The sequence below is a fragment of the Streptomyces sp. NPDC000880 genome, from assembly GCF_053599675.1.
This window is the reverse complement of the sequence record NZ_JBSFMS010000156.1, coordinates 1-15842: the sequence shown is the minus strand read 5'-3', so window position 1 is coordinate 15842 and position 15842 is coordinate 1. Positions and strand designations below refer to the sequence as shown.

Below are 15842 nucleotides of genomic sequence, written 5' to 3'. Positions count from 1 at the left end.
GCCACGACAAGCCGCCGTTGCGCTCGGTCACGAAGAACCAGCAGGCCGTCCAAGCCGAGAGCAGCGCGTGGTGCCACCGCAGCGGCCACCGGCCGCCTCCATGTCTCGTCTACCGGGTCAGATCCTCACCTGTACGGCGCGGGCGAGGCGGTCGTGCAGCCCGCGCCCGTCGCGGTCCCAGATGAGGGCCGGGATCGCGAGGCAGAGAAGCACGCTGCGCACGAGAACCCGGAAGATCCCGAGCCGCCCGCCGTCCTCGGAGATGACGCGCAGCCGGAGAATCCGCTTGCCGGGCGTGAAGCCGACGGTTGTGACGGTCAGCACGCTCAGTACGAGGAAGATGCCGAGCGCCCAGTTTCCGGCACCCTGCCGGTCACCGTTCGCGAACAGCCCGTATGCGATCAGGAGGCACAGCCCCCAGTCGATGAGGACCGCGCCGAAGCGCCGCCCGAGGGGGGCGATGGAGCCCGGCCCCGCCTCCGGCAGACCAAGCCGCTCACCCCGGTGACCGAAGTCGGCGCCCATGTCCTCGGCCGCCGAGCGGGGCCCGGAGAGCCACGATCCGATTACTTGCCTGTTGTCCACCCGTACACGTTACTGCGCCCGGTTTCACCCACCCGAAGCCGGGGCCTTGATGCCGCCCAGACTCCCGACCCGGTTAACTTCGACGAAACAAATGGGTCATGCTTGAGAAATCCCGCCTGCCTAAGGTCGGGTCTCAGCGTGTGCCACCGCACTGGCCGCACGAAGAGCTACAACCCCGCCCATCCCGGGTCGGGAGTAGGAGGAGTTGGATGTTCCAGAACGCCGACGACGCCAAGAGGTTCATCGCGGACAACGACGTCAAGATGGTCGACGTCCGATTCTGTGACCTCCCCGGCGTGATGCAGCACTTCACGATCCCGGCGACGGCGTTCGACCCGTCCGACGAGCTGGCCTTCGACGGCTCGTCGATCCGCGGCTTCCAGGCGATCCACGAGTCGGACATGGCGCTGCGCGCGGACCTGTCGACGGCGCGGCTCGACCCGTTCCGCAAGGACAAGACGCTCAACATCAACTTCTTCATCCACGACCCGATCACGGGCGAGCAGTACAGCCGTGACCCGCGCAACATCGCCAAGAAGGCGGAGGCCTACCTCGCCTCCACGGGCATCGCCGACACGGCGTACTTCGGCCCCGAGGCCGAGTTCTACGTCTTCGACAACGTGCGCTTCAACACCACGGCGAACGAGGGCTTTTACCACATCGACTCCGAGGCCGGCGCCTGGAACACCGGTGCGCTCGAGGACAACCGCGGCTACAAGGTCCGCTACAAGGGCGGCTACTTCCCGGCCCCGCCGGTCGACCACTTCGCCGACCTGCGTGCCGAGATCTCCCTGGAGCTGGAGGCGTCCGGCCTCCAGGTCGAGCGCCAGCACCACGAGGTGGGCACGGCCGGCCAGGCGGAGATCAACTACAAGTTCAACACGCTGCTGGCCGCCGCCGACGACCTGATGCTCTTCAAGTACATCGTGAAGAACGTCGCCTGGCGCAACGGCAAGACCGCGACCTTCATGCCGAAGCCGATCTTCGGCGACAACGGCTCGGGCATGCACGTCCACCAGTCCCTGTGGCAGGGCGGCTCCCCGCTGTTCTACGACGAGCAGGGCTACGCGGGCCTCTCGGACACCGCCCGCTACTACATCGGCGGCATCCTGAAGCACGCCCCGTCGCTGCTGGCCTTCACGAACCCGACGGTGAACTCGTACCACCGCCTGGTCCCGGGCTTCGAGGCGCCGGTCAACCTGGTCTACTCGCAGCGCAACCGCTCGGCGGCGATGCGCATCCCGATCACGGGCTCGAACCCGAAGGCGAAGCGCGTGGAGTTCCGCGCGCCGGACCCGTCGTCGAACCCGTACCTGGCGTTCTCGGCGCTGCTGCTCGCGGGCCTCGACGGCGTCAAGAACAAGATCGAGCCGGCGGAGCCGATCGACAAGGATCTCTACGAGCTCGCCCCCGACGAGCACGCGAGCGTCCCGCAGGTCCCGACCTCGCTCCCGGCGGTGCTGGAGGCGCTGGAGGCGGACAACGAGTACCTGCAGGTGGGCGGGGTGTTCACGTCGGACCTGATCGAGACGTGGATCGACTACAAGCGGACGCACGAGATCGCGCCGATCCAGCTGCGGCCGCACCCGCACGAGTTCGAGCTGTACTTCGACATCTAAAAATCAGGTCCGGGCGACCTGGGCGGGAATCCTGAAAACATGCGTTGACCTGCGAAAACACTGCTCAGCAGTGCTCGCTGTTCCCGCTTGCTTTCCGCCCCCTTGTGCACCGCGTGTGCACCGCCCGGCCGATCCTCTGACGCAGCGTCAGCAACAGTGAGGCCGCCACCCCCATCGGGGTGGCGGCCTCACTCGTTCTATGGCGCGGCCCCTCGCACACACACGCCCGAAATACCTAGTGCCGACGGGCTCAGGGCTCCGACTGCCCCGGGGCCTCGTACCCCGTCTCTTCATCACCGACGAATCTGAGAGCTTCACGGCCGATTCCCAGCGCATCCAGCAGCATGCTGAGTGGCGCGTCGACGTCTTCCGTGGAGCGGACCACCGAGACGATGGTGTCCTGGCAGGGACTCCCTTCGAGTCGATGGAGAGCGAAGTCCACGCCTCGGATATGGAGCATCGCGACGTCGACGGACCCCAGGTCCTCCCAACTGTGTTCGATGGTGAGGCGCAACCGTGCCGCCAACGCCTCCAGCGACGGCGTAAGGCCGGCAACAACACGGAAGATCCCCGAGACGTACCACCACATGCCGAACTGCAGGCGGGGTTGGGGTTTCCCGGCCGATACGACGCCGCCGACGCCCACTCCGGATTCGGCCCCGGCACCTCAACGTGTTCCACCGCACCCCCAGCTGGCCATCGAGGAATCCTAGGGCCTGTCCGATGGGCCAGGTACCCCGCCTGTCGGCCGGTCGTTCTGTCCGGTACTACGTCTTCCACGGCACGGTCACTCTTGCGGCGATTCGGTTGGGGCTCCGCTCCTGATATCAGCCACCGCAGCGGAAGCCCCGAGGGTTGCCTCAGTCGTCGGCGGCGACGATGAGCGTGATCCGCTCAGCCGAGCGGTCGATGACCGAGGCCGCGTACGGCCCCTTTCCTGGCGGCTCCAGGGCCCTTGATTTAAGGGCGGTATACGGGGTGGCGTCAGGCCGTCCTCCTCCTGCGCTGTGCCTGATCGCCGTTCTCTTGGTGGCGTTGCGACGGCAGACTGTGGAGGTGGACTCTGACCTTTACCCTGACCTGGCTGCTGCGGGCAGCCTGGCCGCAGCGCTGCAACAGCTGGCGTCCGAACTCGGTGTGGATCTGACGCTGATTCCCATCGAAGGCGGGTCCCCCGTTACCGCTGGCATCGCTACGTCGGTCGCAGGGCGCAAACCGCTGGCCGTCTACATCGGGGCAATCAACCGTTGGTTCAGCGTCTCGGGTTGGGGCCAGGGGATTGAGCTCATCACCGGAGCCACGACGGAACTGGCGGATGTCGTCAGGGCTGGTGCGGCGTGGGCACAGGACGGGGGACTGGCGGAGCTGCGAGCTGGGCTGCCGTTTCTGGACTCCAGTGAACGCGCGGAGGCTCACGAGCGCGGGCCAGCGGCAGTGGTGGAGCTGCAGTGGCGAACGATGCGCGAGGAGGCGGCCGAGGCCCCGGATTTCCCGGAGTTCGGCGCACTGGTGGAAGCGGCTCATGCTGAACCGATACTGCGGCAGCTCTACGTGTTCTCCAGCCACTGGACGCTTGGCTTCAGCTCCTGCACCGGATTTCCGTTCCGTATTGAGGTGGGCATCGCCCCGTCGTACGACGGCAGTCCGTACCGGGTGATGAAGCACTTGCGGGCCGAGGTCCTCGGCGAGACGGCCACGGCCGGAGAGGCCGTTGCCTTGGCGGTGTCCCACCTTCCCGCCGGCCTCGGCCCGGCCGTGGAGGGAACCGCCGACCGAACTGCGTGAGGCGCGCGATCGCCGCCGCACCCTGCCGGAACAACGAGCTGCGACTCCGCCGGCCTGAATGGCGTCGGCTGACATGTCAGTCTTCGGGGGCCGTGAGGTGTCGCCGGGCTGCGGCCCAGACGTCTTCGAACTCCTCGAAGGCCAGCGGCTCCTCGACGTGCCCCTCCCAGTCGGTGACGGGCGATTCGGCAGTGAACCCGTACCGGGCATCGTCGTCCTCGGCCGACGCGGCCGCGATGGGTCGCAGCGCAGGCCCTTCGAGTTCGACCTGCCGGCGCACCCAATCGTCGTCGCCGACCTCGAAGTAGAACCAGGTGTCTTCTTCATCCCAGTAGCTGCGGAACCATCGCGTCACCGGCTCATCCTGGCCCACCGCTGTCGTCCTCCGACAGCTCGATGATCAATCGAACCAGACGACGAGCCGTACGTTCTCCGGGCCGTGCAGCCCACCCAGTGTCCGCATCACCTCCCAAACCGGTCCCCAGTGGGTGGTCTCGCCCGCGACCGCGCGACGGCTGTGTGCACCGGAGTTGTCGGTCTCGTCCCAGTTGGCAGCGGCCAGTTCGGCCCCGGTGATCCAGGTGGTGCCGTGGGCGTACTCGGGTCCGCCGTATGCGGTGAAGGCAGCGCGCACCCCGTCGGAGACGTCCTCCGGCAGGCCGCGATCTTCGGCCAGCGGCTGGAACCCGAAGGAGTTACGCACCCCGAAGAGGCAGGCGAGTGCGTCGTAGGCATTGCCGGTGTTGAGGAGGAACAGGTCGATGGCGGCCATCCAGACGGCGTCCTCGTCGTCCTCGCCCCAGATCCGGGCTCCTGGCCTGCACTCGATCATTCCGCTCATGTCGGTGGACATGCTCGGATTCTGGCGGGCAGAGATGGGGCCTGTCGTCCGGGTTTCGCAACGGCCTCTCCCCGCAGGGGATCGGTGGGGTGGAGGGGCAGGGGCCTCGGACCACGCTGCGGTCCGCTCAATGCGCTGGAGATCGCATCCACTGCACGAGTGCTGACAGCGCGTTGAAGAGATCCTCCTCTGTCTGGAGGAGGCGGTGCTCAGGGCGGATCTGACCGCTCTCGACGTCTGCGTGGTCGAGTTCTGCTTCGCCGGTGTCCCAGACGGTGATGGTGGCGAGTCGGGCATTGGTGCTGAGGGTCACCCAAGCACTCGCCTTGCTGCGGCCGTCGGCCGGAGAGGTACCGAGCTCACAGCCGATTGCCGCTGCTCGGAGGCCGGCTCCTTGGCCGCTGCACCAGGCGGCAAGTACACGAGGGAAGTCGGTCATGGTCACTCCGTCGGAAGAGTCCGCACCGCGGCGGTGGCCAGCGCGAAGGACACGAGGCAGCTCGGGGGACGAATGTTTGTCGTCGGAGAAGTCCCGCAAAGGTCAGGCATTCCGCCACTCCTCGGTGCCACAGCCAACTTCGTAGTGCCACCACCCTTCCTCTTCCCCTTGATCCAGGAGCGTCTTGATCCCGGTGAAGTCCGCGTCAGCCGGTGCGGTGAAGGCCACCATGGGGAAGTCCTCGCTGAAGACCTCGCCTCCGAGCCCGAACGCCGAAAGACGCTGGTGCACCGCCTGGGGACTGCGTCCCAAAGGGCCGGTAGGAACAGGCACGACGCGAATCGTGCAGTTGCCGGCGGTACTGACTCGCCCAACGGCCCAGTGGAGGCCGTCGGCATCGGTCTGATACCGAACCACATCACCTTCAGCGACCCCGTCCTGAAGGAAGGGGATGTTCTGCACGATGGCCGTGTCATCACCGAGCTTCGTTGCCCACAGGCCCTCTGTGTCCTGCGGGAACCAACCCTCGCGAGGAACGAACCGGAACCAGACCTTGATCTTCTCGACCGTGCTCTCCATGACCGGCATCATGCGCTGCCCGGAAACGGTACTTCTCACCGGGGCTGCGCTGGTTGCTCAATATTCGTCTGTCGTCGGCCAAGGTCCACGGGCCGAAATTAGTTGAAGCCGCCCTCAAACGGCGCCGTATCGTGGGCAAGGAGAATCGTCCGGGAGTTCGGGGGTTGAGTGCAGGTCGAAGATCATGCCGCTTGGGAGCGGGGCTTCCCGGTGAAATACCTGCTGGTCCACCAGGGCGAGGAGGACCAGGAAGAGTTCTGGGGGCGGTGCGCGGGTGCCGAGGGCATGTTCGTGGACAAGGTGCCGCCACCACGCGAGGTCCTGACGCTGCGGGGGTGCGCTCCCGAGGGGCTGTTGCGCGATGCATTGATGCCGAGCGGGGAGTCGAGCGCCCTGCTGGGTGAGGTATGCGTCGAGGTCTGGGACGAAGAGCAGCCGTAGCCGCACAGCTCGGCCTCGGCGACAACCTGAACCGCACCAGCCCGGCCCAGGTCGGCACCGCCACCAATTGGTCATCGGTCACCGCCGGCAGTTCCCACACCTGCGCGACCCGCACGACCGGAGCCCTGTGGTGCTGGGGACTCAGCGACAAAGGCCAGCTCGGCCTCGGCAACACCACGAACCGCACAACCCCCACCCAAATCCCAGCATTCCAGTCCAAGGCCACCACCGGTTCGCAGGCACAACACACCTTCGCCGTCGCGTAAGAGCGCGTGCTCTGGATCCCGGCGGTTTACGTTGCACTGCCTGAGCGCGGCATCAGTCCGCGAGGGCGCATGAGCCCATCTCCCTTTCGCCGGTGCGGTTTCCAGCATGGCGCCTGATCGGCCGGACACTGTGCGCCGGATCAGACCTGGGCTCCACCTGATGCTGAAAGGCCGCCACCCCGATGCGAGGTGGCGGCCCTCTCCGCACTCTTTCAGTCCTCGGACCCCTCGGGCGCCAGCAACTCCCGCAGTTCGCCCACCGCCTCCCGCAGCCGGTCGGCGAATGTCCGCATCTGGTCGGCCACCGTTTGCGGCGTGCTCAGATAGAGGTTGAACCGCTCCGGCAGCAGCACATAGGCGACGCCGATGCACCGGCTGCTGGTCGACCCGAAGCCGAAGTACTGGATGTTGGCGGACGGCGCGGAACTGGTGCTCAGGTAGTCGTCGCGCATCGTCAGCCAGCCCGGCGTCCGGTACAGCGCGGGCTGCTCGATCACTCCCAGCTCCGCCCCTCGCCGACGCTGGATCAACTCCAGCTCCCACAGGTGCTGCTCGGGCGCCTGCCCGAGCTGGCACTCCTTCGCTCGGGCCACATGCTGCTCGGCGGCTGCCCGGAACGCGGCGCGCCGGGTGTCCTCGTCCGCTGCCGGGTTCTCCATGGCCGCGACGAAATCGCGGATCCCGGGGGTGACGACGCGCATCGCTTCGGTCCGCCCGAGCCGGTACTGCCGGGTGGCGATCGACTCGTACGTGGTGCCCAGGCGCCCCTTGGCGCGCTGGTGGGCGAGCTGGTAGGCGACTTGGACGAACGCGTCCGGCGACACCCCCAGCGCCTTGGCCGCGTTGCTGCCGAAGTCCGCGAACGACACGGTGCTGGTCGCGGTCTTCTCCCCGTACGCGGCGAACGCGTCGGCGGCGGAGCGCACCTGGGCCCGCAGGGCGCCGTCCAGCTCGAACACGACCGGCTCCAGCGCCGGCAGCCCCTGGGAGCGGGCTCCGGACTGGCGGGAGTGCTCCTCGGCCGGGGTGGTCAGCAGAGCGTCGGTGAAGCTGAGGATGGTGGTTCCGTCCAGCTCGCAGTGCTCCACATTGATCCCCGCCCGGCCGTCGGCGAAGACGACGAAGGACACGGCCTTGTCGAACCAGCGGTTGCCTCGGTCGCCGTACAGCAACTCGTCGCACGCCTCCTGGGTGTCCGCGGGTGCGAAGTCCTCCAGACAGACGCAGAACAGCGCGGTCTCGATGTCGTCCAGCGCGTCCGCGTTGCGGGGGTGGCAGGCGAGCAGGGACTCCCGGGCGGCCGCCCATTCCGCGCGGGCCATGGTGGTGAGGTGACCCACCGAGGTGTCCGCGGCGGCCGGCTCGGCACCGGCCTTCATTACGGCATGCAGACCCGCCCCCAGGTCGTCCAGGCTGTGCGGGACACCGTCCGCGCCGAGCACGTCCAGCCGGAACATGCCGCCCCGGAAGAACACCACGATGTGCCGGGCCTTGGACGGGCCGGGCGACTCCGCGGAGTAGGGAGCGCGAACGGTGTCCTGCTTCGCGCCGGGAATCCGGGTGGTGGAGAACAGGAAATTGTTCTGCACCATCGACTGGGGCACGCCGCGCTGCACCACCGGCGGGACGAGCCCCTGGTCGAGCTGCCGCTTGTAGTTGACGGCCCCGGCGATGAGCCCGGCCGCCCGCTCCACCTGCGGCCGGCCGGAGTCCTGAAACAGGAAGAAGAAGTTGGCGTTGAGCGCGATCCGGTCCCTACGGCCCAGGTAGCGGTACGGCCAGAAGGTGTCGAGCCAGCTGTGCACGCCCTCCGTGGCGTCGTACTCCTCCAGCGCCGCTTGCAGCACCCGGCCGGGGCCATCAGGCCGGAGAAAGGCGGTCACCTCTGCCTCGGTCGCCGCTCGTTCGTCGGCGGTCAGCAGCGGCGCGCACCAGGCGAGGAACCTCTCGCAGCTCGCCTCCAGCGTGGGCAGCGGCACGCGCGGCAGGCTGTCCTCCTGGGCGAAGGTCGTCATGGCTGCCATTTGCCGGCTGGTGTTCAATTCTGCTCTCGATTCGGATCGTGGGGACCTGTGGTTTCCTCGCGGGCGGCGAGCCCCCCGGTCTCAGGACCTGATGTGCCGTACGGCAGGGAGAGGTAAAGCTGTGCGTAGAGCCAGCCTTCCGCCTCCAGGCCCCGCGCATCCACCCCGGCGGCCGACATCCTGTCCAGCACGAGCGCCTGCTCCTGAGGGGAGGCGAACCGCCGCTGTTTGAACACCTCTTCTACCCGGGTGGTCCGGTACCCCAGCCCGGCCAGCGCGCGCTCGACCGGGTCGAACGGGAACATCCGCAGCACGAAGTGCGCCATCCAGGGCCGGCGGCCACCCTGCGCCCGGACAACGCGCGTGAGCGTCCGCTCGGTGACGTAGCCGAGGCAGCCCGTCGAGATCACCAGGTCCGTCCCGGCGAACTGGGCGCACTGCCGCGGTGTGGGCTCGTGCGCCTCCAGGTCGGCGTGCACCCCGTCGTCGAGGAACCCGGCCTCGATCGCGTAGGACAGCGCGCTGCCGGAGGTGTCCAGGCCGACGAAGCGGATGCGCTGCGGGGGCTGGCGCGACCGGGACAGCTCCCGGTCGCAGGCCAGCAGGGCTTCGCGGCTCTCCCCTTCGCGATCCTTACCGCAGTAGCGCGCGTACAGCTCGTCCATGGTCGCGTCGTACTTCAGCAGGGCGGCGTTTACTCCGTACGAGCACCCGATGTCCAGCACCTGCGGCACCGCGACACGCTGGGCCTCCCGGTACTCCTTGATGAGCTTCGCGAAGTAGGGCTTGGCCTGTTGCGGAACGCAGTAGCCGAGCGGGCGCAGCACACTGAAGTAGCTGCGCGGATCGGGCTGGGTGTAGATGTGGTCGAGCGAGACTTTTCCGGTCGCGTCGAAACGCACAGGGCTTACTCCTCCGTGGATTGCAGAGTGGGGCAACGGCCTACTACAGCTGCGGTCGGGCGCGTACGTGCTCGGCGCCCGCCAGGCCCTGTCCGGGCGATCTTGTCGGGCCCGCGACGACAGCTACGGCACCTCGCTGTGTTGTCGAAAGTCGCCCAAGTACGTCCAGTTCGAGGACGATCTCCCCCAGACTTCGTCCGGGGGTGCCCCCACCGCCTTGCGATGCGTCCCCCAGGCCCTTCGGGCCTGAGGAGAGCCCATGCATCTGACGCCGCGGGCTGATCCTCGAAGATCGCCCGGACAGGGCCTAATCCAGCAGTTGATCGCCCCGGACGGCCCGGCCCTCGGCTGCCAGGTGCTCGGGAAGTACCCGGCCGAAGAGCTGCCGGGTCCGTGCCACGCTCCCAATCACGCCGGGGCGCTCGCTGTAGGCGAATATCGCGGAGTGGCGCGCGACCTCGCCCTGCACCGGGCTCACCCGGTGCAGCGAGTAGCGGCCCATGAACAGCTGCAGGTCACCAGGTTGCAGGGGGAGACGCCGGGTCATCCGCTCGCCCCGTCCGTGCAGTACGTCCCGGACGTCGTCGAACCTCTCGTCGTGCGCGGACCTGATGTTCGGGCAGTACTCGAAGACGCCGCCGGCCTGCGCTTCCTGGGTGAGCATGCTCACGGTGAACTCGTTGGTGTCGAAATGCCAGGGGTGCTCCATGCCTGGTGCTACGACGTTGAGAACCAGCCCGGAGAGCGGGTCCGCCAATTCGTGCAGTTGCGGCAGTCTGAAGCAGCGGGCGATGAAGCGCTGGAACACCTTGTGGGAGTAGAGCCGGCTGATGAGGGAGCCTGCGGGGATACGGTCCCGCGCGACAAACGCGTTGCCCCGCTGGAAGGTCCTCCGGCCGGGGTGGTCCTCCGGCAGGGCCGAGTCCACCGCGATGTTGTAGACGTTGACCGTTTCGACGTCGAAGTGCGCCCGGGGGGCGATGGCCGAGCACTCCTGCCGCAGGACATCGCGGAGCGACGGACGGATGAAGTCCGGCAGCACGGTGCAGCCGAGAGTCTGCAGTTCGCGCCGGGCACGGGATACCACGGCCTGCCCCTCGGCGCTCTCGAGTTCGGACAGGGGATACCGGGCCGTGTCGACCACCTGGTCGAGCGCCATGGCTTCAAGAGTGCTCATTCGATCCTCTCCACGTGCGGGCAGACCGTCCCGAGCCGGATGCCCCGGGCCCACGGCTCATCATCAACTCAACTGGGGGGCAACGGAGTTGAAACTCCCATAGCTGCTCCGAGTTGTCTGTGACACGTCACACTGTGTGCACGCGGCACACTCGAGCCGCAAGGAGGCCCGGACCGGGCCCGAGTCGTCACGTTGCCCAGCCGTTCAGGGTCACCTCTGGACCACCGGCCAGGTACCGGCGCAGAGCTGTGGCCGACGTGGGTACGAAGTCCGCCGGCAGGGCTGTCGCATCGGCCCAGCAGACCTGGGCGTGCTTCCCGGGTTCGAGGTTCTCCGGCTCCCCGGCCCACTCCCGGGTGGCGAAGACGACGGTGAGGAATCCGTTGGGCGCTTCGACGCCCCAGGCGCCATGGATGATGTGCGCTACTCGCAGGGCGTCGGACTTGACGATCAGACCGGTCTCCTCGTGGAGTTCGCGAACCGCGGCTTCGGTGATCGGCTCGCCCGGGTCGCTCTTGCCGACCGGAAGGTCCCACATGCCCGGGGCGAATTTGTTGCTCGGGCCGCGCTGGAGGAGGACCACGCGGTTGGCCTCCTCGTCGTGGACGATGACGGCCGCGACGAGGAGGGTCATTGATTCGAGCGCGGGCGTGAGGGCTTGGCGACGGTCGTCGGTCTCCGGCTGAGCCACTGTGATCCCTTCGTCTGTCAGGACAGTTGGGCACCCTAGCCGCACAGCACGGCCTCTGCAGGTTTCCTGTTTTGCGCTAGTGCAGAACTCAATTGAAGCTAGTGCAGAACGAAGCTACCCTTCGAGCCATGCCTGCCAAGACACCGCTTCCCCTGACGCTGACCGGCCATCACGTGCGTCTCGAACCCTTGACGACGGATCATCTCGGAGACCTCTTCGCCGCGGGCGGCGGGGACGACGAGGTGTGGCGCTGGCAGGGCGGACCGACGCCGCGCACGCAGGAGGAACTCGGGTTCAAGCTCCGTGAGCTGCTTGCCGCCGCCGAGCGGGGCAAGTACGTACCGTTCGCCGTGATTCATCGCCCGACCGGCCAGGCCGTCGGCTGGACGACGTACATGGACATCGATACGGAGAGCGAGCGGCTGGAGATCGGCTGGACCTGGTACGGCCGCGCGTCCTGGCGCACAGCGGTCAACACCGAGACGAAGCTGCTGTTGCTGGGCCACGCCTTCGAGGAACTGGGCATGGGCCGCGTGCAGTTGAAGACCGACCACATGAACGAGAGGTCTCAGGCCGCAATCGCCCGCCTGGGGGCGCAGCGGGAAGGCGTACTGCGCCGCCACAAGCAGCGGCCGGACGGCACTTGGCGGGACAGCGTCTACTTCTCGATCCTCGCCGAGGAATGGCCGGCCGCGAAGGCGCGCCTCAGCGCCCGGATCTGAACGCCCTCACACCGCGGCGCGGATGAGCATCGCGCCGGTACGCCGCCCGGCCAGGGCAGGTCGCCGGCCCTGCCGACGTGGGCGGGGCGAGCCCGGCGGCCTGTTTGATCGCCGCCGGGCGCGACACCGGACCTGCGTCCGTCAGCAGCGTGGAGCCGGCTTGCTGTAGGTCGTGTTGCTGGGGGTGGCCACGTAGTAGTCCGAGACATAGCGGCCGTTGTCCATCCTGTCCCAGATCTTGGTGGTGCCGACCGCCGAGCCGGCCCGCTGGCAGTACACCCATGCAAGGGACCCGTTGGGTGACGTCCCTGCGGTGGCGTACGAGGTGCCGGGGCCGCTGCGCTCGGTGAGACCGCCGGGGGCGGTGGCCTGGTACGGGTACGTGCAGCGCGGCAGCGGGGCGCTGTAGGTGGCCTTGGACGGGGTGCTCACGTAGTAGTCGGTGACGTAGGTGCCGTCGGAGAGCTTGTCCCACACGCGGGTGCTGCCGACGGTGGAACCGGGCGCCTGGCACACCACCTTGAGGGAGGACCCGGGCGCGTACGACTTGGCGACGGGGTAGCCCGTCGAGGGACCGGTGCGGGCGTTGAGTGTGATGGAGCTCGTCGCCGTGTACGTGTGGGCCACGGTGGCGACCGGAGTGTCGAGCCGGTTGGTGTCGATGTTGATGGTGACGCCGCCGTAGGTCTCGTTGTGGTCGCCCTTGAACTGCTTGGCCCGCTGGTGGGAGGCCCATTTGGCGTCGGCGATGTTGGTCCAGCCCTTCAGGGAGTCGACTCCGTCGTAGCGGGCGATCCACAGCGCGTCGGGACGGGCATAGGCGGTGGACGTGTAAACGTCGGAGAGCTGCTTCGCCCCGAGGTTGAGGTTCATGTAGACGCCCGAGACATAGCCGAGCCGGTGCAGCTCTTTCGTCCAGGCGGAGACGTACGACAGCACTGCGGCCTGGCAAGTGGTATCCGTCTGGACGTAGTTCTCGATGTCGTTGTAGAAGGCGCTGCCGGGCTGCATGCCGAGCGCCTCGGCCTTGGCGATGGCGTCGGTGGCCGCCGCCGTGCCCTGGGACCTGGCGGTCGCCGCGACGGAGCTGATCTTGGCGTCGGTGGGCTTGCCGCCGCAGGGCGGTTGCAGGCCCTTGTAGATGGGCAGCAGACGCCACTTCAGCGCCGACACGGACGTGACCCACGACGCGGTCAGTTGCGGCTGGGCGCAGGTGCGGTTGACGCCGCCGATGTACACACCCACGGCGCGGTACGGGGAAGCGCTCCACGCCTGGATCGCCGTCAGCGGGGGCGCCGTACAGGTGTCGAAGGCGAGTCCGGAGTAGCGGGTTGCGCTCGCTCCCGCGGGATAGGCGACCTCCGTTGCCGGTTCGGCAGCGGCGGACGGGGTGGAGGCGAGCGCGGTGCCGGCGCTCAGCACGCCGACGGCCGAGAGGACGAGGAATCTGCGAAGGGTACGGAACGTGCGGTGCGGGTGCGACATGTCTGCCCCCCGGGGCGGCTTGAAGCGAATGGGGTCAGAATGCCCTATTTCTCACCAACCGTGCCCTGAGGCGCGCGGGTTGTTACCAGGGCCCCTCAGCTTGTTACCAAGGAGCATTCGGCCCCGCTGCCAACAGGCCGATGACCACCCGGGGTCAGGACAATGCTGACGCGGGGGACTCGCGGGCACGCTGCACGTGCGGCAGGCGGACATGCGTCCCGCCGCCGTCACTTGAGGTGGCGGCGGCGGAACGTGGCGCTCAGCGGCCGTAACGGATCAGTGCCCGCACCATCCGGCACGTCGTGTCCGACGGCGGGTGGATCCCGACGCTCTCCGCTGTCGCTCGTATCTTCCGGTTGTCGGCCGTCGCCGGGTGGTAGACGCCCGAGTCGAGCAGGGCGATCGCCAGGCGCATGGCCTTCAGTCGGCGGTTGTGGGAGACGTACCACTCGCGCGGCTGTCCGGCCGGGAGCGGCGTCTTCCTCAGCGGCTGGTACACGGGCTTCGTCATGAGTGTGGCAACGGCCATCGGCAACCTCCTGGCGCGGTGGCGGGACCATCCCGAACTACTGTTCATTCTACCGGCCACCACTGACAATCACCCCTGGCCAGACGGGGTTTGAGGGGCGCGTGAGCGGTACGGTGACGGCATGGAGATCTGGATCAACCCCGCCTGTTCCAAGTGCCGCAGCGCCATTGATCTGCTCGACGAGGAGGGCGCCGCGTACACCGTCCGGCGCTACCTCGATGACGTGCCCAGCGCGGACGAGATCCGGGCCGTCCTCGGGCGGCTCGGGCTGGAGCCGTGGGACATCGCGCGGACGCAGGAAGCCGTGGCGAAGGAGCTCGGGCTCAAGGAGTGGGCGCGGGACGAGGGTTCGCGGGATCGGTGGGTGGCCGCCCTCGCACAGCATCCGAAGCTGATTCAGCGGCCGATCATCACGGCTGACGACGGTACGGCTGTCGTGGCGCGTACGGATGAGGCCGTACGGGAAGCGCTCGGGCGGTCCTAGGACGTCACAGCGGTACGGCGTACCAGCCGGCGGTCCGTCAGAAGTTCGCAGGCCCCGGAGCGCCGTACCGAGCCCACGGCCTGGGCTCAGCTCCGGGACCGGCTCCTGCGAGGTCACCGCTCATCCGTGCCCGGGACCGCCGTGTTCCAACTCCCGCCGGGACCGAGCGTGCCGTGGTGCAGGCTGCGGCCCGGCAGGGGCCGGCGGTGGAGGGGCCGGCCGACTACCGCCACGCTGCCTTCCCGGCGGACGGACGCGACGGGCTGGTCGTCGGTACGCGACGCCGCCCGAGCACACCTATGGCGGGGCGCTGGACGCGCTCTGCCGCGCGCTGCCTTAAGAAAAGTTAATGACGTTGTGGATGGGGCGGCTGAGAAAGCCGGGATTTCTACTCGTACGTAACGGCACACGGAACCGACCCGACAGGAGTCCCACGTGTCCCGCAAGAAGACCCTCAGCCGGAAGAAGAAGATCGCTCTGCTCGTCGGCGCCGCCGTCGCGATCGGCGGTACGGCAGTGGCGATGACCGGCACCAGCCAGGCGTCGGTGGCCTGCGACGGACTGGTCACCGCCCTGCAGAACAACGATAAGTTCATCGCCGGCCAGCGTGCGAATCCGGATGCGCAGTCCGAGGCGCGGATCGCCAACCGGCAGGCTGTCATCGAGGAGATCAAGCGGAAGCAGGCGGCTTCCGGGTGCGAAGTCGGAGGGGGTGGGGGCGAGGCCACTCCCTCCGCCGAGCAGCCTCCTGTCGAGGAGCAGCCCCCGGCTGAGGAGCAGCCGCCCGCGGAGGAACAGCCGCCCGCCGAAGAGCAGCCGCCGGCCGATGACCAGGGCGGTCAAGGCGGCGACCAGGGCGCCGGCGGCGAGGTCGTCTGCGCGGGCTCGACGGTGACCCTGTCCGGCGAGGGCGGCGCGCCCGCCGCCTCCAGTAACCAGTTCCCGGTCGGTACCACCCTCAAGGTCACCAACCTCGACAACAGCAAGTCCACGACCGTCAAGGTCACCTCTGTCTCCGGCAGCTGCGCTCTGCTGAACAACGCGGCCTTCGAGCAGGTCCGCGAGCCCGGCAAGTTCCTGATCCGCAAGGCGCGGATCGAACGCGTCGGCTGATCCCTGACGGAAATCAGGACGGTGCCGTTCTCCTCCTGGGACGAGGAGAACGGCGTACGTCATGTGGCGATGGCGACGAGCGCCGACAAGGGCGCGGTGCGGGACGTGTCCCGGCTGGGCTGATCCCGGTCGTACGGCCTCACCACTTGGCGGGGTCCCG

General features: G+C 68.1%; 19 protein-coding genes. 7 read left to right on the top strand and 12 right to left on the bottom strand.

Annotated elements, in window-relative coordinates; genetic code table 11:
- Positions 1 to 117: 117 nt before the first annotated feature.
- Positions 118 to 585: an RDD family protein gene (locus tag ACWDO5_RS32060; RefSeq protein ID WP_450534015.1), complete on the bottom strand. Its 468-nt coding sequence runs from the start codon at positions 583 to 585 to the stop codon at positions 118 to 120.
- Positions 586 to 794: 209 nt separating this feature from the next.
- On the opposite strand from ACWDO5_RS32060, the gene glnA reads away from it, so the two are divergent.
- Positions 795 to 2204: a type I glutamate--ammonia ligase gene (gene glnA, locus ACWDO5_RS32055; RefSeq protein WP_450534013.1), complete on the top strand. Its 1410-nt coding sequence runs from the start codon at positions 795 to 797 to the stop codon at positions 2202 to 2204.
- Positions 2205 to 2454: 250 nt separating this feature from the next.
- On the opposite strand, the gene ACWDO5_RS32050 is transcribed toward glnA, so the two are convergent.
- The gene (locus tag ACWDO5_RS32050; RefSeq protein WP_450534011.1) at positions 2455 to 2793 is read right to left on the bottom strand and encodes a hypothetical protein; all 339 of its coding nucleotides are present in this window, start codon (positions 2791 to 2793) and stop codon (positions 2455 to 2457) included.
- Between the two features lie 290 nt (positions 2794 to 3083).
- On the opposite strand from ACWDO5_RS32050, the gene ACWDO5_RS32045 reads away from it, so the two are divergent.
- A complete protein-coding gene (locus ACWDO5_RS32045; RefSeq protein WP_450534010.1) occupies positions 3084 to 3989 on the top strand; it encodes a DUF6193 family natural product biosynthesis protein in 906 nt (301 codons plus the stop codon).
- Between the two features lie 76 nt (positions 3990 to 4065).
- On the opposite strand, the gene ACWDO5_RS32040 is transcribed toward ACWDO5_RS32045, so the two are convergent.
- The 4 genes from ACWDO5_RS32040 to ACWDO5_RS32025 all read right to left on the bottom strand — a co-directional run bounded on the left by ACWDO5_RS32040 (position 4066) and on the right by ACWDO5_RS32025 (position 5848).
- Positions 4066 to 4344, bottom strand: coding sequence for a hypothetical protein (locus ACWDO5_RS32040; protein WP_450534009.1), 279 nt, complete (start codon positions 4342 to 4344; stop codon positions 4066 to 4068).
- Positions 4345 to 4389: 45 nt separating this feature from the next.
- Complete coding sequence (locus tag ACWDO5_RS32035) at positions 4390 to 4842, bottom strand: hypothetical protein (protein WP_450534008.1); 453 nt, start codon at positions 4840 to 4842, stop codon at positions 4390 to 4392.
- A 115-nt stretch (positions 4843 to 4957) separates the two neighbouring features.
- Positions 4958 to 5143 carry a hypothetical protein gene (locus ACWDO5_RS32030; protein WP_450534007.1) on the bottom strand — a complete coding sequence of 62 codons (186 nt, stop codon included), beginning with the start codon at positions 5141 to 5143 and terminating at the stop codon, positions 4958 to 4960.
- 228 nt (positions 5144 to 5371) lie between these two features.
- Positions 5372 to 5848, bottom strand: coding sequence for a DUF4265 domain-containing protein (locus tag ACWDO5_RS32025; RefSeq protein ID WP_450534006.1), 477 nt, complete (start codon positions 5846 to 5848; stop codon positions 5372 to 5374).
- Between the two features lie 168 nt (positions 5849 to 6016).
- Between ACWDO5_RS32025 and ACWDO5_RS32020 the strand changes: the two genes are divergently transcribed.
- Both ACWDO5_RS32020 and ACWDO5_RS32015 read left to right on the top strand, forming a co-directional pair.
- Complete coding sequence (locus ACWDO5_RS32020; RefSeq protein ID WP_450534005.1) at positions 6017 to 6289, top strand: hypothetical protein; 273 nt, start codon at positions 6017 to 6019, stop codon at positions 6287 to 6289.
- Positions 6256 to 6555, top strand: coding sequence for a hypothetical protein (locus ACWDO5_RS32015; protein ID WP_450534003.1), 300 nt, complete (start codon positions 6256 to 6258; stop codon positions 6553 to 6555). Before ACWDO5_RS32020 ends, ACWDO5_RS32015 begins: the two co-directional genes overlap by 34 nt.
- Positions 6556 to 6767: 212 nt before the next feature.
- Here the strand turns inward: ACWDO5_RS32015 and ACWDO5_RS32010 are convergent, their stop codons facing one another.
- From ACWDO5_RS32010 to ACWDO5_RS31995, 4 genes are all read right to left on the bottom strand, one after another.
- Complete coding sequence (locus ACWDO5_RS32010; RefSeq protein ID WP_450534017.1) at positions 6768 to 8570, bottom strand: choline/carnitine O-acyltransferase; 1803 nt, start codon at positions 8568 to 8570, stop codon at positions 6768 to 6770.
- 23 nt (positions 8571 to 8593) lie between these two features.
- Positions 8594 to 9481: a class I SAM-dependent methyltransferase gene (locus ACWDO5_RS32005; protein ID WP_450534002.1), complete on the bottom strand. Its 888-nt coding sequence runs from the start codon at positions 9479 to 9481 to the stop codon at positions 8594 to 8596.
- A 307-nt stretch (positions 9482 to 9788) separates the two neighbouring features.
- Complete coding sequence (locus tag ACWDO5_RS32000; protein ID WP_450534001.1) at positions 9789 to 10658, bottom strand: HalD/BesD family halogenase; 870 nt, start codon at positions 10656 to 10658, stop codon at positions 9789 to 9791.
- A 187-nt stretch (positions 10659 to 10845) separates the two neighbouring features.
- The gene (locus ACWDO5_RS31995) at positions 10846 to 11349 is read right to left on the bottom strand and encodes an NUDIX domain-containing protein (RefSeq protein WP_450533999.1); all 504 of its coding nucleotides are present in this window, start codon (positions 11347 to 11349) and stop codon (positions 10846 to 10848) included.
- A gap of 128 nt (positions 11350 to 11477) precedes the next feature.
- Here ACWDO5_RS31995 and ACWDO5_RS31990 point away from each other — a divergent pair, with 128 nt between their 5' ends.
- On the top strand, positions 11478 to 12071 hold the full coding sequence (locus ACWDO5_RS31990; protein WP_450533998.1) for a GNAT family N-acetyltransferase: 594 nt from the start codon (positions 11478 to 11480) through the stop codon (positions 12069 to 12071).
- A 141-nt stretch (positions 12072 to 12212) separates the two neighbouring features.
- On the opposite strand, the gene ACWDO5_RS31985 is transcribed toward ACWDO5_RS31990, so the two are convergent.
- Positions 12213 to 13556 (bottom strand): glycoside hydrolase domain-containing protein, encoded by a 1344-nt coding sequence (locus ACWDO5_RS31985; RefSeq protein WP_450533997.1) that lies wholly within the window; start codon positions 13554 to 13556, stop codon positions 12213 to 12215.
- 259 nt (positions 13557 to 13815) lie between these two features.
- Positions 13816 to 14085 carry a hypothetical protein gene (locus ACWDO5_RS31980; protein ID WP_450533996.1) on the bottom strand — a complete coding sequence of 90 codons (270 nt, stop codon included), beginning with the start codon at positions 14083 to 14085 and terminating at the stop codon, positions 13816 to 13818.
- Between the two features lie 121 nt (positions 14086 to 14206).
- On the opposite strand from ACWDO5_RS31980, the gene ACWDO5_RS31975 reads away from it, so the two are divergent.
- Together ACWDO5_RS31975 and ACWDO5_RS31970 are read left to right on the top strand one after the other, a co-directional pair.
- Positions 14207 to 14569, top strand: a complete 363-nt coding sequence (locus ACWDO5_RS31975) for an arsenate reductase family protein (RefSeq protein ID WP_450533994.1) — start codon at positions 14207 to 14209, stop codon at positions 14567 to 14569.
- Between the two features lie 435 nt (positions 14570 to 15004).
- Positions 15005 to 15682: a hypothetical protein gene (locus ACWDO5_RS31970; RefSeq protein WP_450533993.1), complete on the top strand. Its 678-nt coding sequence runs from the start codon at positions 15005 to 15007 to the stop codon at positions 15680 to 15682.
- Positions 15683 to 15842: the final 160 nt, after the last annotated feature.

Bases quoted from the DNA above. Each gene is read 5' to 3' on its own strand.
- glnA (WP_450534013.1), top strand. From the start codon at position 795: ATGTTCCAGAACGCCGACGACGCCAAGAGGTTCATCGCGGACAACGAC.
- ACWDO5_RS32050 (WP_450534011.1), bottom strand. From the start codon at position 2,793: ATGTGGTGGTACGTCTCGGGGATCTTCCGTGTTGTTGCCGGCCTTACG.
- ACWDO5_RS32045 (WP_450534010.1), top strand. From the start codon at position 3,084: ATGAGCGTGATCCGCTCAGCCGAGCGGTCGATGACCGAGGCCGCGTAC.
- ACWDO5_RS32035 (WP_450534008.1), bottom strand. From the start codon at position 4,842: ATGTCCACCGACATGAGCGGAATGATCGAGTGCAGGCCAGGAGCCCGG.
- ACWDO5_RS32025 (WP_450534006.1), bottom strand. From the start codon at position 5,848: ATGGAGAGCACGGTCGAGAAGATCAAGGTCTGGTTCCGGTTCGTTCCT.
- ACWDO5_RS32015 (WP_450534003.1), top strand. From the start codon at position 6,256: ATGCGTCGAGGTCTGGGACGAAGAGCAGCCGTAGCCGCACAGCTCGGC.
- ACWDO5_RS32010 (WP_450534017.1), bottom strand. From the start codon at position 8,570: ATGACGACCTTCGCCCAGGAGGACAGCCTGCCGCGCGTGCCGCTGCCC.
- ACWDO5_RS32000 (WP_450534001.1), bottom strand. From the start codon at position 10,658: ATGAGCACTCTTGAAGCCATGGCGCTCGACCAGGTGGTCGACACGGCC.
- ACWDO5_RS31990 (WP_450533998.1), top strand. From the start codon at position 11,478: ATGCCTGCCAAGACACCGCTTCCCCTGACGCTGACCGGCCATCACGTG.
- ACWDO5_RS31985 (WP_450533997.1), bottom strand. From the start codon at position 13,556: ATGTCGCACCCGCACCGCACGTTCCGTACCCTTCGCAGATTCCTCGTC.
- ACWDO5_RS31980 (WP_450533996.1), bottom strand. From the start codon at position 14,085: ATGGCCGTTGCCACACTCATGACGAAGCCCGTGTACCAGCCGCTGAGG.
- ACWDO5_RS31975 (WP_450533994.1), top strand. From the start codon at position 14,207: ATGGAGATCTGGATCAACCCCGCCTGTTCCAAGTGCCGCAGCGCCATT.